The organism is Sulfurospirillum diekertiae (assembly GCF_011769985.2).
GTDB classification, from domain to species: domain Bacteria; phylum Campylobacterota; class Campylobacteria; order Campylobacterales; family Sulfurospirillaceae; genus Sulfurospirillum; species Sulfurospirillum diekertiae.
On the sequence record NZ_CP039734.2, the window covers coordinates 1259838 to 1284739 of the forward strand.

Here is a 24902-nt window from a genome sequence, read left to right on the forward strand (position 1 = left end):
CTAGTGCTGTAAACCTTTGAGCTTAAGATACTCTTGGGAGTTAGCCAATAGCTCCTCGTCACTTCCAATGGCACAAATTTTACCATGTTTAAGAAGCGCAATTTTATCTGCTTTTTTGATGGTACTCAGGCGATGGGCAATGACAAAAGTAATTTTATCTTTGATGAGATTTTCAATCGCCTCCGTAATTTTTTGCTCACTTTGAGAATCAAGTGCCGAGGTTGCTTCATCTAAAATAAGCACTTGAGGATTGGTATAAATGGCACGGGCTATGGCAATACGTTGCCTCTGTCCTCCTGAAAGGTTCGTTCCAAATTCATCCAAATGCGTATGAATACCTTCAGGAAGGTTTTGAATAAATTCGTAAGCATTTGCTTTTTTCAGAGCATCAATCACGTTATTTTCATTGATTTCTTTACCATAAGCAACATTGGCAGCAACACTATCATGAAAAATATAAACACGCTGTGTTACCATGGCAATATTGTGACGTAAATCGTGAAGATCAAAAGATTTAAGATCAATGCCATTGATACAAACACTTCCTGATGTTGGATCATAAAAACGCATCAGCATATTCATTAAGGAGCTTTTCCCTCCACCACTATCACCAATGAGAGCTATCATTTCGCCCGATTTTGCTTCAAGACTCACATTCTGTAAAGCTTCTTTTTCGCCATAACAGAGAGAGACATTATGAAAAGAAATCGTATCGATTTTAGAAGGTAACATTTTTGTTCCAACGGGGATAGATGAGCGTTGATCTAGTAAAAAGAAAATACGTTCACTGGCAACTAATGCATCTTGCATTTTGTTATAAAGTCCTGATATTCTCTTAATAGGTGTGTAAAGCATAAAAAGAGCTGTTAAAAAAGAGAAAAATGCTCCAACACTCATACCTCCTTCAATAACCTCTTTACCACCTACGAGAATCACTACGGCAACACCAATAGAACCTAATGTTTCCATTACAGGACTGACAAGTTCATTGACTTTAACCGATTTCATCGTCAGTTTGAAGTAACGCTCATTGTCTTTTTTGAAAAGTTCGTGCTCGTATGTTTGTGCATTATTGGCTTGAATAATCTCAATATTGTTAAAAATTTCACTGAGTTTTGCTGTGATATCCGAAACTTTTTCTTGCGATTGACGTGAGACTTTTTTCATTTTTTTAGAAAGCACACTCAAAGGGTAGATTGCTAAAGGCATAATAATGAGTGCATAAAAAGCAAGTTCAGGACTTTGGTAGATGACAACACCAATCAAGCCAAAAATAGTCAGCGTTTGGCTTAGAAATTCAGGAATGAGATTGGAGACAACGGTTCTAACACGCTCTACATCATTCGTATTACGACTGATCAGCTCGCCCGTTCGGTACTCATGAAAAAAGGAGAGGTCAAGTTTTAAAAGATTTTCCAAAATCATGTCACGAAAGCGTTTGATAATATCCTGGCCAATATAGGCGGTATAGTACGCTTGTGTATAACGACCTGCTTCTTTGAGTGCATAAACAGCGATAATCGCATAGGGCAAAAGTTCAAGCATCTCTTTATCTTTGGCAATGAAAATTTCATCCAAAAGAGGCTTTACAAGATACGCTGAATAGGCAGTTCCTCCACTGGAGAGAAGCATTCCAAAAATCGCTAAGAGAAAATAGGGGATATAGTCCTTAAAAAAAGGAGAAAAACGGGCTAATACACCTTTAATACCGAGCATTTAGTTCACCTTTTCCCACTGTGTCCCCATCGCTGTATCCATGAGTTGTATCTGCTTGGACTCTAGTAGTGTGCGAATTTCATCTGCTTTTGCAAAATCTTTGGCTTTTTTGGCAACTATTCGGTTTTCAATCAATGCTTCAATCTCCGCTTTTTCAGCGTCACTAACACCGATTTGAAAGTACATGTAAGGATTGTAAAGTCCAATGCCTAGGAGCAATTCAATCCATTGTAAATTGGCATGTGTGGTTGCTTTGAGTGCTTTATCTTTAGGATTAAGATCGAGCATTTCATTCGCTGAAGTGATCATCTCATCCAAACTTGCAAGGGCTTTGGAAATATTAAGATCATCACTGAGTGCTTCCAGCATTGCCTCTTTAAAAGGAGCCGAGACTTCACTTGGTATGTTTTCAAAAACTCTCTTTTTCAATCGATAGAGTTTATCAAGGCGTTTTTTGGTGTTTAATAGATCTTCTTCGGAAAAATTGAAATTCGCACGATAATGTGTTGCAAGCAAGTAAAAGCGAAGCACTTCGCCACTGTAAATGGCAAGTGCATCTTTTAAAAAGAAACTATTTCCTAGTGATTTACTCATTTTTTCGCCGCTAATGGTGACAAAGCCATTGTGCATCCAGTATTTGGCGAGTTCTTGATGACTTTTACATCTGGTTTGTGCCGCTTCATTTTCGTGGTGTGGGAAGAGAAGATCGGCACCTCCTGCATGAATATCGATCTGAAAATTGCCACTGCTCGCAAGATGTTTTTCAATCATCGCAGAACACTCAATATGCCATCCCGGGCGTCCTACACCAAATGGGGCAGAGTAGCTAGGTTCATTGGCTTTTGAGAATTTCCACAATGCAAAATCTTTTTGATCTTTTTTCTCTTCTTTTTGCTCGACGCGTGATTGACTCGCATCTTCTTCAATGTTGCGGTGACTGAGGCTAAGGTATTTGGCATCTTTTGAGGTATCAAAATAGATCCCATCACTGGTTGCATAAGCGACTTTTTTGCGAAGCATTTCATCCACAAACGAAATGATTTCCGACACCGTCTCCGTCGCCTTTGGTTCAATGTCCGCATCCTTTACATGTAAAGCATGCATTTCATTTTTGTAGCGCTCAATGTAAAAAGAGGTAATCTCCTCAAGTGACTTTCCACTCTCTTTCATTTTGTTAATAATTTTATCATCAATATCAGTGAAGTTCTTAACAAACGTTACGTGATAACCAAGAGCAATAAATACACGACGTAAAAGATCAAAAGCAATAGCACTTCTTGCGTGTCCTAAATGAGCATCATCATATACAGTTGGACCGCAGACATAAATTTTAACTTCATTCTCTTGAATAGGAATAAACGATACTTTTTTCTTCTGTACTGAATCATAAATAAACATGCATAAGTTCCTTTACATAGAGTAATACACCCCATTCTACAACAAGGAGTATGACTAAAATAGCTAATTTTTTAGTATATAGTATAGCAAAAAACTTTCCTAGCCCAAATGATCGGAGCGTAAAAAAGAGTAGAACAAACGCTGAAAGCGATCCAGCAAGAGCAAGGCCTGCAGCGCCCATAGGCTTGATAAGGCTAAAGGAAAAGATTAGGTTGGCAATGAGTGAATACATTGCGATAATGGCCGCTTCTTTTTGTCTCATCCCTGCATAAAGCCAAAGGGAGAAGAGTTTTGCTAAACCAAAAGGGATCAGTCCTATCATATACATTGCTAAAACAAAACCTGTATTAGCTGTATCTTGAGTCGAAAAAGAACCATGTTGAAACAGTAATTTAACAATTTCTTCACTGAGGATAAAACCACCCAATGTTGATGTTGTGAGTAAAAACGCTAAAATCCAAAAGCCTTGAGAAAGTAAATTGGAAGCTTCTTCCTCTTTATTGGCTTTGAGGAGTCGGCTAATTTTTGGAAAAATTCCTGTGGTGAGTGCTATCGCAAAAAGAGCCAATGGAAGTTGAAAAATACGGTTCCCATAGTAGAGATAACTAATACTACCTGTCACTAAAAAGCTTGCCAGTGTTGTATCGACAAAAGAGACGATTTGTGGTGTTGAATTTCCAATAACAGAGTGCCAAAAAGAGCGATTAAAGTTTTTGTTGCTCTCTTCTAATGCCGCATCTCTCTTATGACGATACTTAAAACCCAGCGCTAAAAATTTAAAAAAACGCTCTTTCTTAAGTGCAAAAAGATGGGCAATCACTTGCAATACGCCACCCACTAAAACACCATAGCTTAAAGCATAAACGATCGTTTTACGATCATACCCTTGAAAAAGAAGGAGGGCACCTATCATACCGATGTTAAGGAGTGCTGTTGAAAATGCTGAAACGGCAAAATGGTGCTTGTATTGAAGCAATGACCCAAAAAGGGTGACACAGAAAATAAGAGGTAAATAGTAAAAGTTAATAGCAACAAAAGGTGCTGAGAGTGCTACCGTTTCATCATCAAAGCCAAAGGCAATTATTTTGGCAAAAGATTCGCTAAAAAGTGTAACAATCAATGAGAAAATAATAAGAAAAAGTAAAAAGCGTGAGAAAATAGTATAGGTAAAAAGTGCCTTACGTGATGTTTTAATAAAACTCGGGATAAAGCTCTGTGTAAAAGCGCCTTCTGCAAAAATACGGCGAAAAAGATTAGGAAATTTAAACGCCACGAAAAAAATATCGCTATAGATATTTGCTCCTAAAATTGAAGCACTCAGTATATCGCGAATAAAGCCAAATATACGAGAAACAAGGGTTCCAATACTGTTTGTGAAAAATGATTTAATAAGCATTGCGTATCTTATCAAAAAATGGTTTAAACAATATTTTTATCTATTTTTCGCTAAGATTTCCTAACATTATAAGCAACATTTGTCGATATTAGAGCAAAATTGAGAGTTTATTCAAAAAACAGAGGTGCACATTGGGGCTATTTGATAAGATTAAAGGTCATAATACGGATACGGGTACACAAAATGATGGTGACGTGTCTGAATTTAAATCTATTGTTATAGACACTATTAACGTCATCAAAGAACTAAAAAATGTTGCTATTGCAAGTCATCTGAAGCCTTCTGAACTCTCTTTTAAGCTTCTACGTACAACAACGTACTACAGTGATGAAAAGAGTGAAAATAATGAGATGAATGAAGAAGAGTTAAAGCTTTTATCGGATGATAACTTTTTACTCAATCCCAATCTCAAACTAACACAGCATTATCGTGTTGAAATTTACAAAATTGCCGATCAAGAAGAAGATCATACGATTCTTCCTGATATAACACTCAGTGGAAATAAAACTTTAACCAAGATTATTGCAATGGTTGCAAAAAACCATGATGTCAAATATACCTCAAAACTTGAAGAAAAAATAATCGAAGATATTCAGATCAAAAAGATTAAAGCAGGTATTTTAGTAGGTATTCGCGATCAGAATATGTACAAAGAAGTCAAAAAAATTGTAGCTAATATTCGGGTGAATGGAATCATCGATCAAAATCAGACCTTTGTTGTCTGTCAAGGCGTGGATGAGATACCTTCCATCAATGATGATCTTATTTATCATTATAAGAAGAAAATCAATGCTAAAAGTACCGATGGCAAAATTGACTATGCTAAACGAGGATACGTATTAGCTGTCGATAAAGATGAATGTATTATTGAATATATTAAACCGCAGCTTGGGACTCCTGGACGTAACTGTAGAGGAGCATTTTTGCCAGTGAAAGAGCCTCGCAAGTCAAATGATACACCCATTGCCATTACGGCTAATCTCGTTAAAAAAGAGAGCGAAACCAGTATCAAATATATTGCAAATCGCGGTGGATATGTCAATTTTGACAAAGGCACTTATGATATACAAGATCAAATGGAGATCAACGAAATCAGCTTTAGATCCACGGGTTCTATCGATGCAAGTTTGGGATCAAACATCAAAATTAATATCAAAGAAAGTGATATTCTTAAAGATGCCATAGGTGCTGGTATGAGTGTTGAAACTTCCGAAGTGCATGTTCAAGGCAACATTGGAAGTGGTGCTAAAATTAAAGCAAAGATTGCTGAAATTGGTGGACAAACACATCAGAGTGCCTATATTGAGGCGGATAAAATTATTATTTCAGTTCATCGTGGTGAAGCCAATGGTCAAGACATCGAAATTGATCGTTTGGAAGGTGGAAAAGTCATTGGTCATACGGTGCATGTTAAACAGATGATTGGTGGCGAAATTATTGCCAATAGCGTTAAAATTGACAATCTTCTTTCCAATGCAAAAATAACAGCGTGTGATCTTATCGAAATAACAGAACTCAAAGGCAATAACAATAAACTTATTATTGATCCAAGTGTCACAAAAGAGTTCAATGAAATGATTGATACGATTAATGCTAAGATTGAAAAACTTGAAGAAGAGCTCAAAGCCTATCCAAGGCAACTCAGTTCTAAAAAAGAGTTTATCGATAAAAATAAACCTATGGCAGAGATGGTTAAAGATAAGATTATGGAGCTTAAACGTAATGGCGTTGAACCGCCTATGACACTTTTTGCTAAGATCAAAGATTTTCAAGAAAAAGTGATTGACTATAATACGTTTTTGCAGACCTTTAAAGATAAAAAAGAGGAGTTGCAAGAGTATCGTAAAGAGCTCAATCAAGTCCAAAATAAAGTGTTCTCTGCCAAAATCATTAACCATTCTGCTTGGAAAGAGTTTAATGAAGTACGATTTAGACTCATTTCTCCACCCAAAGATATTACCTACAATCCAAAAGAGCATGAAATTGTACGTGAAATTACGCTCAAAGATATGGGCAATGGTGAGCATAGAGTAATGCGTTCCGCGGAGTATAGTAGCAAATGATTGTGGGTATTGAAGGAAAAGTTGTTAAAAAAGAGGTGACGTTTGTCCATATTAAAACAGCTGCAGGACTAACGTATAAAGTGTTTGTTTCATTATCGTGTCTTGGAAAAATCAGCAGTGAAATAATCTCTTTACATGTAAGCCAAATTATCAGAGAAGATCAGCACAGTTTGTATGGTTTTATCGACGAAAATGAGAAAAAAGTATTTGACACACTTATTAAACTAAATGGTATTGGACCATCAACGGCTTTAGCGGTTTGTTCGACGCTCAGTCCCGATGATTTTGCACAAGCCTTGGTGAGTCAAAATGTTCAAGCTTTTCAAAAAGTTCCTGGCATTGGACCCAAGAGTGCCAAACGTATTTTAGTAGAACTGAGTGATTTTTCGTTGCAACTTAGTTCTGATGAGCATAACTCGAGTAGTATGATTGAAGCCTCTTTAGCCCTTGAAAGTCTTGGATTTAAAAAAGAGATGATTAAAAAAGCATTGAGTACCTGTCAAGGGGTAGATACTCAAACACTTATCAAAGAAGCTCTTAGAAAGCTTAGTTAAATAAAGGATGAAAATGACTATAGCCGTTTTGTTTGGCGCCCAAAGTTTTGAGCATGAGATTAGCGTGGTAAGTGCCATTGCTCTCAAAAAAGTGCTAAAAAGTGACATTGTTTATATTTTTTGTGATTATTACCGTAATTTTTATTTGATTCCAACCGATAAAATTACTTCAAAACGTTTTAGCAGTGGTGAATATAAAAAAGATAAACTGCTTTATCTTAAGCAAGGTGGTTTTTACGCTAAAAAGATGTTGGGTGAAGAGAAAATAATCTTCGATGTCATGATTAACCTCGTGCATGGCATGGACGGAGAAGATGGAAAACTCAGTTCTATGCTTGATTTCTTTAGTGTACCCTATATTGGGCCTCGGATGGAAGGTAGTTGTATCAGTTATAACAAACTTTTTACAAAGCTGTATGCCAAGGAAGTGGGTGTTAATGTTTTAGACTACCAAGTGCTTCGTAAAGGAAGTGGTGAATCAATTAAAATTGCTTATCCATTTATCGTCAAGCCTCTACGACTAGGAAGTTCCATTGGAATAGGGATTGTTAAAGAAGAAAAAGAGCTTGCATACGCACTTGATGTTGCTTTTGAATTTGATGATAGTGTCCTAATAGAACCGTTCATAAGTGGTGTAAAAGAGTACAATCTTGCAGGTTGTAAGACCGATATATTCCACTTTTCTATTATAGAAGAGCCTCAAAAAGAAGAATTTTTAGATTTCGATAAAAAATATTTAGATTTTTCTCGTACAAAAAGAGTGAATGAGGCTACACTAGATATCAAAGCAGAAGAGGGAATTCGAGACGCATTTATGAAGCTTTATGATCCACTTTTTTTAGGTGCACTTATTCGTTGTGATTTTTTTGTGATTGATGGAATGACGTATCTTAATGAAATCAACCCAATCCCTGGTAGTATGGCCAATTATCTTTTTGATGATTTTGACAGAATAATTAAAAATCTTTCAAAATGGTTGCCAAAAAGTATCACGATTCCAAAAGAATACCGCTATATCAACTCCATTCAAGCAGCTAAAGGTAAGTAAAAGTCTTGTTTATGTAGGATATTACATAAAATTTTGCACAAAGGCTCGAATCGATGACCTATGCTAAAAACGAGATAATGACTGCAACAGACATGGTGCGCAACTTTAGTTCTGTGTTGGGTAGTATTACCAAAGGGAAAAGTAAACGTGTGGTCATCGTGAAAAATAACCGTTTTGAAGCGGTTATGATCACGGTGGATGAATACGAAAAAATGAGTGAAGCCGTTAATATTTTGGAAAAAATCTATGCCAACACGAAAAAGAAGAGTGATGGCTAAGAAAGAGATCGTATTTCAAAATACTTCTTACGAATTATCGTATGAGTTGTTAAACCAAAACCAACCGCAAACCATTCTTTTTTTACATGGTTGGGGCAGTAATAAAGAGATTATGAAGCAAGCGTTTGGGAAGACGTTTTCTCAGTACCAACATCTCTATCTTGATCTTCCTGGTTTTGGGCACTCTTCAATTCATGATGTCATCACTACAGGAACTTACTCAGACATTGTATCTGTCTTCTTAAAAGCGTTACATGTAAAACCTCTTATCATTGTGGGACACTCGTATGGTGGTAAAGTGGCAACATTGCTGCAACCAGAGGTCTTGGTTTTGCTCTCAAGCGCTGGTATTGTTCCACCAAAATCTTTGAAAGTCAAACTAAAAATAGCGCTTTTCAAACTGCTAAAACCCTTTGCTCCACGCTCTTTTTACCGCTTTTTTGCGACCAAAGATGTGGAAGGGATGAGCCAAACCATGTACGAAATTATCAAGCGGGTCGTCAATGAAGACTTTAGTGAGCAATTTCTTACATGTAAAGCAAAAACGTTTCTGTTTTGGGGCAAAGAGGATAGTGCAATGCCACTTTTCTGTGGAGAAAAGATGCACTCTCTCATTAAGGGAAGTCACTTTTACCCGATGGAGGGTGATCATTTCTTTTTTATGAATCAAGCAAAACAGATCGAAAAGACACTTGGGGAGTTTGGATTTTGAGTACTTATAGATTGATTGTAACAGGACGCGTACAAGGTGTTAATTTTCGCCGATTTGTTGTTGATATAGCGCATGCATTGAATTATGTGGGGTATGTCAAAAATAGTGCCGATGGCAGTGTTGAAGTTGTGATTAACTCTGCTTATGAGGAAGATTTGGAATTTTTTATTAGTAAACTCTATGATGGTTCAATGTTTTCAGATGTTCAAGACGTTACATGTCAGAAGATTGAAAGTATGATCTTTGATGATTTTGAGAAGAGATAAAGAGCATGGAAATAATGGTTACAAGCATCACTCACCTCTGTTTTATTTTAGGGCTTAGCTACTACTTTATAATAGCAATGCAATGGTACAGTTATAGGCTAGAGCGTATTTTATTTCACTACAATCGTTATGATTGGCACGTGTTCTACTTTTTAGTTCCTTTAGTAGGTTACTACCTTCTAAACGGTGTTGTACTTTCTCTTTTTGTTGCACTTTTTTTGATCTCCCTTTTCATATGGCAGAAAAAAATGGACAAAAAACTTGTTTGGACAGCACGAGTAAAGCGATTTTTTCTCTTTTTAGTTTTAGCGACTCTTTTTCAAGATCTTTTGTGTACGGTATTGGTTGCATCATGCTTGAAGTTAGGTGTCATTATTCCTTTAATGGTGGCACAAATAGCAAGTATGTTCTATGAAAAGATGCTTTTTCTTAGCTTTAAAAAAGAGGCTCAGAAAAAATTGATGGCAAACAGTGCGTTAAAAGTAGTTGCCATTACAGCGAGTTATGGTAAAACCAGTATTAAAAACTTTTTAGCACAAATTCTTTCCACAAAGTTTAATGTCTATAAAACACCACGTAGTGTCAATACAATAGGTGGCATTATTAAGGATATTAACAACGATTTGCCTGAACAATGTGATGTTTATATTGTTGAAGCGGGTGCTCGAGCTCGTGGAGATATTGATGAAATTGCGAGACTTGTCAATCCACACATTGCCGTTGTTGGGTGTATTGGCGAGCAACATATTGAGTATTTTAAAACATTGGAAAATATCCGAAATACAAAGATGGAACTCCTTCACTCCTCTAGGCTTGAAAAAGCATTTGTGCATGAAAGTACCAATGTCAAAGGATCAGAATCTATTCTTTCTTTTGGCGCTGAGCTTAGTGATGTTGAGGCTTCTTTGCAAGGGCTAAGTTTTTCAATGCTCCTAAATGGCGTAAAAGAGAGTTTTACATGTAAACTTTTGGGTGCTTTTAATGCGATTAATATAGCAGCAGCCATTCACGTTGCACGCACACTAGGGCTCTCTATTGAAGAGATTAGGTCTGCCGTATCGCATTTAGAAGGGGTTGAGCATCGTCTTCAAAAAATTGAAGCAGGTGGAAAGCTCATTATTGATGATAGTTTTAATGGTAATTTAGAAGGCATGTTAAGTTCCTATAATCTGGTTTCACAGCATCAAGGGCGTAAAGTGATTATTACGCCAGGTATTGTTGAAAGTACCGAAGAAGCGAATAGGATACTTGCCAAAAAAATTGATGATGTCTTTGATCTTGTCATGATTACAGGTAAAATAAACGTTACTATTTTACACGATAACATTCATAAAGCTCAAAAAATTATCATTTCCGATAAATCAAAGCTCCAAGAGACCTTATCAGAACAGACATATGCAGGAGATGTGATACTTTTCTCCAATGATGCACCAACTTTTCTCTAATAATCGTATCCTTTTTATATTCCTATTATCTGTTGTAAAGTATGATGGGCAATCAATTTAAAAGGAGTGAGATGAAAAGTAAGAGTTTGTATATCTCATCGCTTGCACCTGCCGCAGGCAGTTTGATTGTAGCGATGGGCATTATGGAACTATTAAAAGGGCGTCTTGGTAAGGTTGCTTTTTTTAGACCGGTTATTTTAGATGCGAATGAAGTTGATAAAGACATTGATTTCATGCTGGAATATTATGCCCTTAAAATGGACTATAACGCTACTTATGGTTACACTGTTCATGAAGTTGAAAGTTTAATTGCTGAAAATAAATACAATGAAGTTTTGGAAAATCTTATTGATAAATTCAAAATTTTAGAGAGCCAGTATGACTTTGTACTCATTGAAGGACTTAACCAAGCGAATTTTTCACAAACTCTTGATTTTGATATTAATCTTTCAATCGCTAAAAACTTGAGTAGCCCTTTTATCAGTGTTTTAAAAGGTAAGCAAAAAAGTGTTAAAGAGGTATTGGATGAAATATCTATCGAGGCAGATGCCATTAAGGGTGCTGGATGCCAACATTTTGCGACATTTGTCAATCGTTTAGGTGACCAAGAGGTTCAAGAGCTTAAAGAGCTCAATCGCGCTAAACCAATTCAAAATGTTCCTGTCTATTTTTTACCTGAGGTGCCAGAGCTTGACACTCCGACTGTTGCTGAGATAAAAAATAAGCTAGGTTGTTCCCATATCTATGGTGAAGAAAAAGATTTACGTAGAGTTGTCAAGCAGAGTAAAATCGCTGCAATGAAACTTGATAATTTCTTAGAATATATTGAAGATGGTGACTTGGTCATAACTTCAGGGGATAGATCAGATATTATCGTAGGATGTCTTAGTACCGTATTTTCTAATAATTATCCAAATATCTCCGGCATTTTATTGACTGCAGGGATGATGCCCCATAAGTCCATTAACAAACTTATTGCTGGGTTTAAAGACCTTTCCATTCCTATTTTAAGTGTCGACAATGGTACTTTTGATACTGCTGTCAATGTCTCCAATGTTCCAGCGACAATTACACCACAAAGTGTACGCAAAATTGCATTGGCTATGGGACTTTTCTCTTCAAATGTCAATATTGAAGAAATCGAAAAAAGTATTGATACTGAATCCACCACGAGTTCTATTACTCCAATTATGTTTGAGTATGCTCTTTTTGAACGCGCAAGGAGAAATCGTAAAAAAATTCTTCTTCCTGAGAGTAATGATGAGCGTATTCTTCGAGCAACGGAGATTTTATTACGTCGTGATGTAGCTGATATTATCCTTTTAGGTGTTGAAGAAGAAGTACGTCGAAAGAGTGCAACACTTGGACTTGATATAAGTAAAGCGACTATCATTGATCCTTTAACATCACCTCTAATGGAAGAGTTTGTCACTTCTTTCTATGAAATGCGTAAAGCCAAAGGATTGAGCTTAGATGTTGCTCGTGATAGTATGATGATGAAAAATTATTTTGGAACAATGATGGTTTACCTAGGTTATGCCGATGGCATGGTCTCAGGTGCGATTCATACAACCCAAGAGACGATTCGTCCAGCACTTCAGATTATCAAAACCAAACCAGGTATTTCCATTGTTTCAAGCCTTTTCTTTATGTGTTTAGATACAAGAGTCTTAGTTTACGGTGATTGTGCCGTCAATCAAGATCCAAATGCGGAAGAGTTGGCTCAAATTGCTATTTCTTCTGCAGATACGGCTAAGATATTTGGTATATCTCCAAAAATTGCAATGCTCTCGTATTCTACAGGTGATTCAGGGAAGGGTGAAGAGGTTGAAAAAGTGCGTTTAGCCACTAAAATCGTTAAAGAAACACGACCTGATCTTTTGGTAGAAGGACCTATTCAATACGACGCAGCCATTGATCCTATTGTTGCTAAAACAAAATTACCGAATAGTAAAGTCGCTGGTGAAGCCACCATCTTCATCTTTCCAGATCTTAATACTGGTAACAACACCTATAAAGCGGTTCAAAGAAGTTCAGGTGCTGTTGCTATTGGCCCTGTACTCCAGGGACTTCGAAAACCCGTTAATGATCTCAGTCGAGGTTGTTTAGTTCCAGATATTGTCAATACCGTCGCCATTACAGCTATTCAAGCACAAACCAATGATGGAGCTAATAAGTGAAAATTTTAGTCTTAAATGCGGGTAGTTCTTCTGTCAAATATCAACTCTTTAATATGGCCAATAATGAGGTTTTGGCCAGTGGAGTGATTGAGCAAATTGGCGAAAAAGAGTCAATGGCTAAAATAAAATATAAAAAGCCAGCTGGTGATGAGCAAAAAAGAGAAGAAAAATGCTCCATCCACGATCATGATGCAGCCTTAACATGGATGAGTGAGGCATTGATCCAATCAGGTGTTATTCACAATCTTAATGACCTTGATGGGATTGGTCATCGTGTTGTTCAAGGTGGTTCTTCGTTTCAGGAACCAGCAATGGTTGATGACTATGTGATGTCAGAGATTGAGCGTTTAATTCCACTTGGACCATTGCACAATCCAGGTCATCTTGCCGGTATGAAAGTTTCGGTACATCAAAGCCCTAATGTTCCCCAAGTGGCTGTTTTTGATACCGCATTTCACTCGACATTACCTAACTATGCTTACATGTATGCTATTCCTTACAAATACTATGAGGAATTACGCATTAGACGTTATGGCTTTCATGGAACTTCGCACTATTACGTTACCAAAGTAGCTGCAAAATATTTGAAGCAAGACATCAATACACTTAATGCCATTACGCTTCATTTAGGAAATGGTGCAAGTGTTGCAGCGATTGAAAATGGTCAAAGTGTTGATACATCAATGGGCTTAACACCACTGGAAGGGCTCATTATGGGAACACGAAGTGGTGACCTTGATCCAGCTATTCTCTTCTATTTAGCACGTAAACGTGGACTTACTCTTGATGAACTGGATAAAATGCTCAATAAAGAGAGTGGATTAAAAGGAATATGCGGAAGTAATGATATGCGTGAAATTACACGTATGGCAGAGGAGGGTGATGAAAGAGCACAGCTTGCCTGTGATATGTTCAATTATCGCCTTAAAAAATACATTGGTTCTTATTCTGCTGTTCTTGGGCGGGTAGATTGTATTGTTTTTACAGGAGGTATTGGCGAAAATGCAAATGATGTTCGCCTCAAGTCTTGTGAAAAATTGGAGAATTTTGGCATCAAAATAGACCCAATACTCAATAGTGTTCGATCAAGTGAAATTAGAACGATTAGTGCAGATGATAGCAAAGTAAAAGTTTTGGTTATTCCAACCAATGAAGAGCTTGAAATTGCAATAGAAACTTTGGAAATGATCCAAAAGCATCACTCGTAAAATATGTGTTTACATGTAAAGATTTTCTTTACATGTAAACCTTCTTTTTTAGCTCAAAAGTTCTTTCGCAATCGTATTAATACGTTTACCATCAGCTACGCCTTCACATTCAGCAAGAACTCCAGCCATGATCTTACCAATTTCTTTTAAACTCGTTGCTCCAGTTGCAAGAATGTGCTTTTGAATGATGACTTTAAGACTTTCATCACTGAGTTGCTGCGGTAAATAACTTTTTAAAATCATTGCTTCTGCCAACTCTTTTTCATAAAGATCTTCTCTTCCTGCATCTTTAAAAGCAGATAAGGCATCTTCGCGTTGCTTGAGTGATTTTTGGATAATTTTTACAATATCAGAATCACTAAGCTCTTTACGTTCATCGACTTCAATTTGTTTAAGTGCACTCATCAAAAAACGGATAACATCACGTTTAAAAGTATCTTTGGTTTTCATCGCATCTTTTAGATCATCTTGAAGTTTTGACTTGAGTTCTGACATCTTTTTTCCTTAGAACATAATTTACTTTAGAGGTGAGTATTTTATAGTATAATAGTAAAAAATAGAATAAAACGGAGTCGTATGAGAGTTTTTACATGTAGCTTTGTAGCCGCTCTTTTTTTGGCAGGCTGCTCAGTACATCCAGCTGATCCAAAAATTAGTATGAAAGCACCTGTATATGTTGATGAAACGCCTTCCAAAGTGAATGAAGTGATGCCAACAAATCCAGGTAGCCTTTTTGGACAAGGTGACAACCCTTTATTTGCCGATCTTAAAGCAATGCATGTTAATGACGTTGTAACTGTTACCATTACTGAAAAAACAGCACAAACATCTACGGGTAAAAAAGCTTTAACAAAACAAAGTAGTGATTCTCTTGGTGCTGGTATTACCACTGCTGCAGGTGGTGGTGTTTTAGGTACAGTATCAAAAAATTTAAATGATGTTGGTAATATTGGTTTTACGACAGGATCCAATAACTCTTTTACAGGCAATGGAAGCAATACTCGTAACGAAACCTTTAGTACGACTATTTCGGCACGTGTCATCAAGATTTTAAATAATGGACATTACTTTATTGAGGGTAGTCGCGAATTATTAATTAATGGTGAAAAGCAAATTATTCAAGTGAGTGGCGTTATTCGACCTTATGACATTGATAAAAATAACAACATTGATTCAAAATACATTGCGGATGCAAAAATTCTTTACAAAACAGAAGGTGATATAGATCAAACTACGACTAAGCCATGGGGTGCCAAATTTATGGAAACCATTTGGCCATTTTAATGTAACTATACTAAAGGATATTTTTTGGAAAACAGTAACCCACCTAAGTTTATTGAAAGAGACAAAATTTTTAAGGCAAAAGATATTATTGTTGCACTTAAATATTTTGGTGTCAGTTTTGATAAACTTAAAACAAATACACCCAATCGTGCTCGTGCCATCGTTCTAGGCTATAAAGCATGGCGATTAGGATTGAATGAAACACAATTACGTTCTGTCATTGAACGCAAAATTGATGATAAAGAAATTATTGAGATTCTTGAATATAAAGAAAAAAAAAGTATTCGAAGTTGGAGTATTTTTACTAAAATTAAAGAAGATGACTATAAAATTAAAGTTGAACGTTTATGGTGTAAAAAGCTAGGAGCACTTTGCTTAATTGCAAAAATAGGGCAAAAAGAACTTATTACGCTCGCATGCGAAACATTCAAAGATCAATTAGATTGCACAATTCCTAAAGAGTTTTAAACCCAATTTGCCTTACATGTAAAACCATATAAGGCAAAATTCTCTCTTTTATGATTTAACAGCTTTTGCCATATCCCACATAGGCATGAAAATACCTAAGGCCATCAAAAGTACCATAGCTGCAATAAAGCCCAAAAGAATAGGCTCAATATAACTTGCGATATTGTCGATAATTTGGCTAAAACGTGATTTGAAATAAAGGGTGACTTTTTCCAGCATTTTATCCAGAGTACCACTTTGTTCACCTGCTTGAATCATTTGAATAAGCATACCTTCAAAAAGTCCTGTATCACGAAATGATTCTGTTAAAGAAATACCTCTTTGTACTGAGATCTTAACACTAGAAAGTTTCTTTTTAAGATGGGTGTTTTCTAACGTTAATAAAGCTGTATCGAGCGCATCTGCAATAGGAATACCTGCACGAATAAGTTCCGTAAAAACAAGGCAAAAACGGCTCAGTGTTGCATAAAAAATAATATTTCCAATTAAATAGACCTTAAGAATATAGATATCAAATTTTTTCTTAAAGTCTTCATTATTTTTGAGTAAATACTGAAATAGTAGAATAGTGCCAATAATGCCAGATAGAAGGTAGAGACCATAATGATTAATAAGGTTTTCCATAAAAAGAAGGATTTTGGTTGGTAGGGGCAATTCCGCTTTAAGTTGAGCAAAAATTTCTTTAAATTTTGGGACAACATAGATCATAAGTATTGAAAAAGCAACAGCAATTGCAATAACAACCGTAATAGGGTATCGCATCGCTTTTTTAAACTTTTGTCTATTTTCTTCAATTTCTTCAAGAATTTCTGAAAGTTTTTCTAAAGATTCTGCCATATTTCCTGTACTCTCACCTAACTCAACCATAGCAAGGGTCACGTCACCTACTTCATTGCGATATGTCATCAATGATTGCGTAAGGCTAAGTCCAGAGTTTAGATCATCATTAACGCTGTTAAATATTTCCTTCAGTGTCTTGTCTACGGTAGCATTTGCAACTTCTTTAACACTATCATGAATAGAAATACCAGCATTGGTCATAACACTGAGCTGTCTCATTGCAGCAATAAGGTTTGGCATTTTTATTTTTTTGCGAAAGAGAGCATTCATGATTTGATCTTTTAATTCACCTAACTGATCTTCAAGGGGTGCCGAAGTTTCTTTAATATTTAAAATTACGCCTGGTATTTTTAATTTTGCTATTGATATTGCATCATTTCGTGTGGGCGATTTGACAACGGTTTTAGTCTTTTGCCCTTTGAATAGGTAGTTTACTTCAAAATATTTCATTCTTTTGCCACCCTTATGATTTCATCTAGCGTTGTAATGCCATGTGCAGCTCGGGTAATACCATCTTGGAACATATCGACAAAGCCTTCTTTGATTGCCTGCTCTTTAATATCACTTTTACTGCCACCTTGTGCAATCATACTTGAAATTTTTTCACTTATAGGAAGAATTTCAGAGATCATTTCACGCCCTAAATAGCCTGTTTGTGAACATTTTTCACAACCATTATTTTTATAGAATTGAAAATTTTCAGGAAGCATATCTTTAATTTCATCATGAGCAGTTTTTGGTAGTGTATATTTTGTTTTGCAATAAGGGCACAATTTACGTACTAGCCTTTGTGCTTCAATCGCAATTAATGATCCACTAATTAAATACGGTTCAATTCCCATATCTACAACTCTTGTAACGGCACTGATTGAATCATTTGTGTGAAGCGTTGAAAAAACCAAGTGACCTGTAAGTGCTGCTTGCACTGCAATACGAAGGGTTTCAGTGTCACGAATCTCACCAATCATAATAATATCTGGATCTTGTCTTAAGATAGAACGTAATGCCGTTGCAAACGTTAAATTAGCCTTTTCATTAACTTGTACCTGTTGCGTTAAATTGAGTTGGTACTCCACTGGGTCTTCGACGGTAATAATTTTACTTTGCACACTTTTAATAGCATTTAAAGCCGCATAAAGCGTTGTGGTTTTACCACTTCCTGTTGGCCCTGTAACTAAGATAATACCATAGGGAGACTTCATAGCTTGTGCAAACTTAATGTAGTTATTAGGATGCATACCAAGATCTTCAATTTTAATCATCACTTTAGATTTATCTAAAATACGAATTACAATGGATTCTCCATTAATTGTAGGCAATGCAGAGATCCTGAAATCATACTCACGGCCTAGAATCGTAGCTGAAAAACGACCATCTTGAGGCTTTCTCTTTTCAGCAATATCCATATTGGAAAGCAACTTCATCCGTGAGCCCAGAGGAGGGTATATATCTTTATCAAAAATGAATGTTTCTGTGAGCATTCCATCAATACGGCTACGAACAATGCAATTGTTCTCTGTTGGTTCAATGTGAATATCACTAGCACGTGCCAAAATAGATGTTTTAAGGATAATTTCTATGAGTTTTAAAATCCCAGAAGATTCTTGTGGATTTTCAGCAGCACTGGAAGTAATCTCTTTGCGAATTTCGCCAATGAGTCCTTTGATACTTTCACCTAACTCCATTTTAATCAGGTATTTATCAATTTGTGTAGGCTCTGCAATGATAACTTTGAGTAGTTTTCGTGGAAAAATTCTTTGAACGCCTTCTTGAGCATTGATGTCCAATGGATCTTTTAATGCAACAAAAATATTAATTTCATCTTCTCTAATAGGGAGTGCTTTAAATTTCTTGAGTTGAGCAAAAGGAAGTTTTGAGGCAAGACGATAATCAATGTCTATTGAATCAAGATCAAGGTACTCATAATTAAGATTTTTAGCCAAAGATTGTAAAAACTTTTCACTGTCAATTGCAAAATTAGCGTTAACATCTTCTAAATTTAGATACCCTTTTTTAAAAAATTCAATGACTAAAATAAGAAGATCTTCTTTTGTAAAAAAATTATTTTCTAAAAGAATTTCACCTAATACTTTATGATTATTCTGTTGTGTTTCTTCTCTTATTTTAGCAGCACTATGTTCATCAATTATACGGTTGTGAATAAGATATGTTAAAAGTGTTGTTGTAATATCATTCATTTTTTACCACTATTTATAAATTTTTCTATTGTACCATTTATTAAAAAAAGAAAACAAATTCATTTAGTCAATAACTTCACCTACACTAATTTGATTCAGTAGACTTTGAGCTGCTTTTGATTTATTACTTTTTAGGTAGGCTTGAAGCGCAAGGACAGCATCTTCTTTATGACCAAGTTTAACTTTAGATTTAGCAAACCAAATCCAACTTTTTTCACTATCAGGATCTGCATTGTTGGCCATAAGAGCCCATTTATTACATTCCGTATAGTTTTTCATTGCATAATATTCTTCTGCGAGCATTAATGCAAAAGTAATGTTGTGTGTTTTCTCAAATTTATCTTTAAGATATTGTACAGAATTTACCTCATGCGTCTCAATTTTTATAAGACCCTTTGGTTTTGGTTCATCTAGTAGAGGAGGGGGCAAAAGAGCTGTGTCAACTTTGTCCTCTTTATTGCGATAAAAATTTTCATCATCAATAGTTGGCATTTTACGCATTAAAACTTTATTGTCAAGTTCTTCTTCTTGAATACCAAAATTTGTTTTTTTCTCAGGAGTTTCTGGTATATAAGAGGACTTTTTTTCTGCTTTATTTCTATTAATAGTTGGAAGTTGGAGAAAAAGTGTTTGATTTTCTTGTTCATTCATCACAATAGGTGGAGTATATTTCTTCACACCAATATTCACATCAGGAACATTTAAGGGCTGTTCTTGAATACTAGTACTGTTAGTATCAAGAGGTTTTATTGTTTCTGCTGTTGTTTGAACATCAGATAATGACGTATTGGTATCTGTCCCATGAATAATCGTAGGATAAGAGTAAATGGCAATAGCCCCTATTAGTAAAATAATGACACTAATAATGATGTAATGTATTCTTTGTTTAAGTCTATATTTGAAGACTCTTTTTTCGAGCTCCATAATTTCTACAGCACTAAGCATGGATCATTCCTAGACTTATACCTGCCATTTCAATATATTTTACATGTAAAGCATTTGTTTTGATAAGGGAGGGTTGATGCATATCGTAATATTCCAAAATTTCAAAAAGTTTGTACATTAGTTTATTAATAGTTCTCAAATTTCCATCCGTAACTTTTAAAATAAGTTTATAGTGCTTATCTCTAAAAAGGTTGAGATATTCAAAGCGATTATGGAAGAGGAGTTTTTTTTCAATATATGTTTTAATTTCATTCTTTGAAGCATTGTCAATTTCAATTGTTTCCCAAATACGTGTCTGAAAATAGTCTTTAGCTAAAACATCTTCTTTTTCTGTTTTATGAACCGTAAATAAAAATTTAAATAAACGCGAATCTGCCATCAGACGAATTTTTTCAATCAAATCTGTTGGATAAAGCTGTGCTTCATCAATTAATACGGTAATAGATTGATCTGTAGATGTAATATGCTTGCTTAAGAGTGCTAAAAATTCATTGTAATTTGAAAATCCAGGAGATTTCTTTGCAAAAATATGCTCAAACAATGCATCAATAAAAACTTTTTCTTCAAAAAAAGGTCTTGGAAAAAAAATAATCCGTTTTTTTGTTCTTAAATCATTAAAAATTTTTTGGAGTAAAAAAGTTTTACCCGTTCCTGGCTTGCCATAAAAAAGGATTAACTTTAGAGGTTTATCTAAAGTCTGTACCAACTTATCATACGTTGTTGCAGACTTATCAAGATTGACATAATCAAAAACTTCACCATCAACAAAGATAGTTTTAAGATCACTGTAATGGCTATTCATTTATCTTTTGACTGTACCCAAGATCTTTAAGTGTTGCTTTATCTGTGCCTTTTGCTCCGATAATACGTGGTGTGATTACAAAAACAAGTTCATTGCTAGACAATGTATCAGCCGAATGTTTAAAGGCTTCTCCCAGCAGAGGAATACTACTGAGTAGCGGTACACTCGTATCTTGTTTAGATTTATTATTTGTTATAAGACCACCTAAAATAATCGTTGAGCCATCTTTAACTTTTACAACTGTTGAGAGTTTTTTCTCAGAAGTATCTGGTGCAATAACTCTAGGGTCAGTCGTTTTAACATCATCTGCTGTGTATTTAAACGTACTAACAGATGGATTTATCCTAAGAATAATTTCATTGTCTTCAGAAATTTCAGGAGTAATATTCAAAAGAACACCAATAAAAATAGAATAATTAGTATAGGTTGTTGCCAATGTAGCGGTTCCAGTTGTGCTAGCTGCATTGGTTGTTTCAGGAACACGGTAATTAACATTATCACCAATAGTAATGAGTGCTTGTTGATTATTCATTGTTAAGACTTTTGGACTAGATACAACTTTTGTTTCACCACTTGAACCTAGAAAATCAATCAGTCCTGCAATAGAAAAAGATACGTCATTGACAACTGTTAAATTATTGAGATTGCTTGATGCATTTGCAGTACCAGTACTGGCTGAATTATATAAAGTATTTGGATTGCTAGCAGATAATGTTCCTTGATTGCTGTTGTTAAAAATAGAGTTACTACCAATATTTAAAGAAAATTTACTCCAATCAACACCTGATGTATTACTATTATTTAATAATACTGAGACAATTGAAACATCAATTAACACTTGCCTATGAAGTCTCTCTTTAAGTACATCTATATATTCACTGACACGGTCTAATTGCCTTTTTGTAGCTGTAACAGTAATCATACCTGCATTGATATTGATAATAGGTGATTGTGCTTTATACGTTTCACCTCCCGTATTTAAAACGGAGGTAAGTTCTGTTGCAATAGTTTTCCAAAAATCAAAAGATTCATTTGAAGAAATTGTATTTTGACCTTGTGTTGCTGTATTTTTTGTGCCACTGGTACTTGTTTCAGTCGGTGTAGCATCGACTGAAGCATTGATAACCGCTTTACCTTCTCGAATTGATGAAATGTAATCTACTTTAAAAGATTTTGTTGATAAAGCTGAAATCTTTAAATAGTTCTTATCATAAGTATAAAAAAGATCATTATCTTGAATAATTATTTGAAAAACTTCATCCAAAGAGAGATTTTTGATATTAACCCCATTAAGATTTTTAGCAAGCACCTTTTCTGCTTCAGTATCTTTGACAACAATACTAAAATCACAAACTTCTGCAAGCTCGCCTAAAAGTTCTAACCCTGTTGCTTTGTTATTTGTTTTAATGTTAAATGTACGATACTCACATGATGAACGATTATTTTTTTCTGCTGCATGTAAAGGCAAAAGAGCAATCGTGAAAACTGCAACCAATGCAATAATTTTACTTGGAAAATATTTTAATATTGCTATCATCTTTTGTCCTTATTACAAGTTCTTTTTTTTCAATTTCATTCTGAAGAATAACACTATTGCGTGTAATTTTTATTAGCATATAAGATCCTATAAGATCATTTTTTTTGTACCAATTACCATTTATTTTTGCTTTTTGATCAAAAGTAGCTTCTAAAACATAAGTAGATGCTTGTGCGGTTGCATTGTTTTCACTCTCATTTTGTTCTGAAGAAAGAATAATAAAAGGATTTTCGAGCTTATCAATCATAATCGAATCAGCACCTGATCTTCTTTCCGCAATTTTTTCAAAAATTTTATCATACTCTTTGACTTCACTGCTCGCAGGCAATTTATCTTGTGCTTCTATAACAGTAAACATAAGCAATAATCCTAAAATAGGCTTCATTAAAGTTTTCAATATTTCATCCCCCAAACAGCAATATTGAATTGACCCTCAATATCTTTTTGACCTGTACAGTTGAGCTCATAAATATCAACAACCAATTCACTTTCTTCGATAGCATTCATATACTTCATTGTATTGGCGAAAGAACCATTAAAAGAAACTTTTAGAGTTAAAATTTGCTCTATTTTTTGAATACTTGGCTCGTTGATTTTATTTTCAATAACTTTAATACGAACAGAATATTTTTGTGCCAATTGGCTAATTGTATTAAGAAATTTTGCCCAATTTTCATCATTGAATAACAGATAGGAGAGATCTTTGAGTTTATTATCTACGTAATCATTCATATAAATTGTTTTTTCTAAAAGGAGTTTAGAATTTTCAATATCTGACTTAACTTTTTTAATTAAAAAAGTTGCATCTCCATCTCTCGATACAGAAGTCAAGTAAGCTTGTTCATCATGAAGCTTCTTTTCAATGTCTTTTGCACTTCGCATTGACTGATTCAATATTTTTTCTGTTACAGGATAAAGATAGCTGTAGAAAATAAATCCAATGACGACAAAGGCCATCGCAAAAATTAAGTAAATTTCGTTATTTTTTTTATCTTTAAAAAAAAGATCAATTTTATCTAAAAGTGAATCAATACTATTCATTGCTCAATCCTATAGAGATTTTACTGGTATAGAGTTTAATCTTGTCATCCTGTATAATCTTTTCCGTATTGACTTTATATTTTTTTAGAGCTGTTAAATCTTTAATAAATTCTGTAATCTTTTTTTCATTTTTATTTCGAACAAAAAAATCAAGTTGCTGGTTTTTGAACTCAATTGCCTCGACTTTACAACCATTTTGATTTGAAAGCTGAAATATTTCTAGTAGCATTAGTGCTTTCATAGGATATGATATTTTTTTATTATAAATTTCACTTAAAAGCTTTTTTCTAAATTCAAACTTCGTTGTTTCATTCTTAACCAAACCATCAACTTTTTCTTTCTCAGTTTTTAAAAGAGATAGTTGTTGCCTGATATCAGATGTCTGTTTGTATAACTCATTATACTCACTTGTCTGTTTTACAATTATCAAACTTAAAAAAGTATGGTATGCAAATTGATAAGCAGGATATGCGAGACTAATAATAACACTTGCTGCCATAATGCCAAGAAATTTTCCTGAAGCTCTGTATTTAAGAGGAGGGGGTCTTTTATAAATGGAAAAATTAAGATTATCATCTGGATTTTCAATATAAAGTTGTGCACTAAGCATCATCAAAATATGAATTTGATCAATATACCACTCTTTGGAATTAATCGCTATACTAAAATTAAATTCATATGACTCTAATCCGAGATAGCTTTTCCCATATTCTTCAATACCCGAAAAAGTACCAATCTCTGATCCTAAATAGATTTTATCAATAAAATCTATATTGTAAGAACGTTTTGTAAAAACTAATACATCATTAATATAAAGGAATATCTCACCAAAAAGCTGCATTAAGCTTTGTTGATATTGGCTATTGGTAGCTCTTAATCCCTCGTTAGTAAGAAGTTTATAGAAATCTTCTTCATCAACACGCTCGCCGATCAGTTCACAAAATTTTTCATTAATCTCTTTTAATGAATAATGAAGTGATTTAGAATAAACATATTCACCATTTTTGTAAATTGCTAAAAAAGCATCTGTCTTTTGGAAATAAACAAAACAGTGTGTTCCATCTGCTTCAATAAAATTTTTGCGATATAAAGCTTTAATAAGAAAAGGTGCAGAGGTTACATAATCAATATAACGTGTTTTTTCTTTAATGGGTGTCAATTTTGTATAAATAAGTGCTGCATCAATAATAAAAACATTAAAAGAGCGATTTTTAGAATCTTTTGATTCTGTTTCAATATAACTTATAGAGTATTCGATAGCAGAATCAAGGGCTAATTCATCATATACTTTTATTTCAATAGCATCTTTAAGATCGCTATCAGGAATATTCCGACTTACATCAATAGTAGCACTAATAACATCACGCGTTTGAAGATATGAGGTATAAAACGCATTCTTATCACTTTTTTCTAGTTTGTTAAGTTTGATTTCATTTTTTGAATAGGTATAAGAGACAAGTGATAAAGGGTCTATTGATACAATTTCTGAGCTAAAACGTCTATCCTCAGTTACGGCCATTTTA

General features: G+C 34.7%; 23 protein-coding genes. 11 read left to right on the forward strand and 12 right to left on the reverse strand.

Annotated elements, in window-relative coordinates; genetic code table 11:
* Genes FA584_RS06455 through murJ form a run of 3 tightly spaced genes read right to left on the reverse strand, consistent with a single transcriptional unit; the run spans position 1 to position 4510 of the window.
* Positions 1-1716, reverse strand: coding sequence for an ABC transporter ATP-binding protein (locus FA584_RS06455; RefSeq protein ID WP_088437347.1), 1716 nt, complete (start codon positions 1714-1716; stop codon positions 1-3).
* Positions 1717-3114 carry a cysteine--tRNA ligase gene (cysS, locus tag FA584_RS06460; RefSeq protein WP_088437348.1) on the reverse strand — a complete coding sequence of 466 codons (1398 nt, stop codon included), beginning with the start codon at positions 3112-3114 and terminating at the stop codon, positions 1717-1719. It lies immediately after the preceding gene.
* Entirely contained in the window at positions 3101-4510 is a 1410-nt protein-coding gene (murJ, locus tag FA584_RS06465) for a murein biosynthesis integral membrane protein MurJ (RefSeq protein WP_088437349.1), read from the reverse strand. The genes cysS and murJ overlap by 14 nt, the downstream gene beginning before the upstream one ends.
* Before the next feature lie 131 nt (positions 4511-4641).
* Between murJ and FA584_RS06470 the strand changes: the two genes are divergently transcribed.
* The 9 genes from FA584_RS06470 to FA584_RS06510 all read left to right on the forward strand — a co-directional run bounded on the left by FA584_RS06470 (position 4642) and on the right by FA584_RS06510 (position 14264).
* Complete coding sequence (locus tag FA584_RS06470; RefSeq protein WP_167750577.1) at positions 4642-6573, forward strand: flagellar assembly protein A; 1932 nt, start codon at positions 4642-4644, stop codon at positions 6571-6573.
* Entirely contained in the window at positions 6570-7127 is a 558-nt protein-coding gene (gene ruvA, locus FA584_RS06475) for a Holliday junction branch migration protein RuvA (protein ID WP_167750578.1), read from the forward strand. The genes FA584_RS06470 and ruvA overlap by 4 nt, the downstream gene beginning before the upstream one ends.
* A gap of 13 nt (positions 7128-7140) precedes the next feature.
* On the forward strand, positions 7141-8175 hold the full coding sequence (locus tag FA584_RS06480) for a D-alanine--D-alanine ligase (RefSeq protein WP_167750579.1): 1035 nt from the start codon (positions 7141-7143) through the stop codon (positions 8173-8175).
* Between the two features lie 53 nt (positions 8176-8228).
* Positions 8229-8453, forward strand: coding sequence for a type II toxin-antitoxin system Phd/YefM family antitoxin (locus FA584_RS06485; protein ID WP_087438612.1), 225 nt, complete (start codon positions 8229-8231; stop codon positions 8451-8453).
* On the forward strand, positions 8446-9165 hold the full coding sequence (gene estV, locus FA584_RS06490) for an EstV family lipase (RefSeq protein WP_167750580.1): 720 nt from the start codon (positions 8446-8448) through the stop codon (positions 9163-9165). Before FA584_RS06485 ends, estV begins: the two co-directional genes overlap by 8 nt.
* Positions 9162-9431, forward strand: coding sequence for an acylphosphatase (locus FA584_RS06495; RefSeq protein ID WP_087438613.1), 270 nt, complete (start codon positions 9162-9164; stop codon positions 9429-9431). Before estV ends, FA584_RS06495 begins: the two co-directional genes overlap by 4 nt.
* A gap of 5 nt (positions 9432-9436) precedes the next feature.
* On the forward strand, positions 9437-10876 hold the full coding sequence (locus FA584_RS06500) for a Mur ligase family protein (protein ID WP_167750581.1): 1440 nt from the start codon (positions 9437-9439) through the stop codon (positions 10874-10876).
* A gap of 71 nt (positions 10877-10947) precedes the next feature.
* On the forward strand, positions 10948-13056 hold the full coding sequence (gene pta / locus FA584_RS06505) for a phosphate acetyltransferase (protein ID WP_167750582.1): 2109 nt from the start codon (positions 10948-10950) through the stop codon (positions 13054-13056).
* The gene (locus FA584_RS06510; RefSeq protein ID WP_167750583.1) at positions 13053-14264 is read left to right on the forward strand and encodes an acetate/propionate family kinase; all 1212 of its coding nucleotides are present in this window, start codon (positions 13053-13055) and stop codon (positions 14262-14264) included. The genes pta and FA584_RS06510 overlap by 4 nt, the downstream gene beginning before the upstream one ends.
* 48 nt (positions 14265-14312) lie before the next feature.
* On the opposite strand, the gene FA584_RS06515 is transcribed toward FA584_RS06510, so the two are convergent.
* Entirely contained in the window at positions 14313-14759 is a 447-nt protein-coding gene (locus FA584_RS06515; RefSeq protein ID WP_167750584.1) for a GatB/YqeY domain-containing protein, read from the reverse strand.
* A gap of 81 nt (positions 14760-14840) precedes the next feature.
* Between FA584_RS06515 and flgH the strand changes: the two genes are divergently transcribed.
* Positions 14841-15548 (forward strand): flagellar basal body L-ring protein FlgH, encoded by a 708-nt coding sequence (flgH, locus tag FA584_RS06520; RefSeq protein ID WP_167750585.1) that lies wholly within the window; start codon positions 14841-14843, stop codon positions 15546-15548.
* Between the two features lie 24 nt (positions 15549-15572).
* Positions 15573-16016 carry a hypothetical protein gene (locus FA584_RS06525; RefSeq protein WP_087438618.1) on the forward strand — a complete coding sequence of 148 codons (444 nt, stop codon included), beginning with the start codon at positions 15573-15575 and terminating at the stop codon, positions 16014-16016.
* 48 nt (positions 16017-16064) lie between these two features.
* Here FA584_RS06525 and FA584_RS06530 read toward each other — a convergent pair whose 3' ends face one another.
* From FA584_RS06530 to FA584_RS06565, 8 genes are all read right to left on the reverse strand, one after another.
* Entirely contained in the window at positions 16065-17306 is a 1242-nt protein-coding gene (locus FA584_RS06530; protein ID WP_087438619.1) for a type II secretion system F family protein, read from the reverse strand.
* Positions 17303-19054, reverse strand: coding sequence for a GspE/PulE family protein (locus tag FA584_RS06535; protein ID WP_087438620.1), 1752 nt, complete (start codon positions 19052-19054; stop codon positions 17303-17305). The genes FA584_RS06530 and FA584_RS06535 overlap by 4 nt, the downstream gene beginning before the upstream one ends.
* Positions 19055-19117: 63 nt before the next feature.
* Complete coding sequence (locus FA584_RS06540) at positions 19118-19999, reverse strand: tetratricopeptide repeat protein (protein WP_167750586.1); 882 nt, start codon at positions 19997-19999, stop codon at positions 19118-19120.
* On the reverse strand, positions 19992-20801 hold the full coding sequence (locus FA584_RS06545; protein WP_096046631.1) for an ATP-binding protein: 810 nt from the start codon (positions 20799-20801) through the stop codon (positions 19992-19994). Before FA584_RS06545 ends, FA584_RS06540 begins: the two co-directional genes overlap by 8 nt.
* Complete coding sequence (gene mshL / locus FA584_RS06550) at positions 20794-22338, reverse strand: pilus (MSHA type) biogenesis protein MshL (protein WP_096046632.1); 1545 nt, start codon at positions 22336-22338, stop codon at positions 20794-20796. Before mshL ends, FA584_RS06545 begins: the two co-directional genes overlap by 8 nt.
* The gene (locus FA584_RS06555; protein WP_096046633.1) at positions 22307-22735 is read right to left on the reverse strand and encodes a hypothetical protein; all 429 of its coding nucleotides are present in this window, start codon (positions 22733-22735) and stop codon (positions 22307-22309) included. Before FA584_RS06555 ends, mshL begins: the two co-directional genes overlap by 32 nt.
* Positions 22732-23379, reverse strand: a complete 648-nt coding sequence (locus tag FA584_RS06560) for a hypothetical protein (protein ID WP_096046634.1) — start codon at positions 23377-23379, stop codon at positions 22732-22734. The genes FA584_RS06555 and FA584_RS06560 overlap by 4 nt, the downstream gene beginning before the upstream one ends.
* A complete protein-coding gene (locus tag FA584_RS06565; protein ID WP_167750587.1) occupies positions 23372-24898 on the reverse strand; it encodes a hypothetical protein in 1527 nt (508 codons plus the stop codon). Before FA584_RS06565 ends, FA584_RS06560 begins: the two co-directional genes overlap by 8 nt.
* Between the last annotated feature and the right edge of the window lie 4 nt (positions 24899-24902).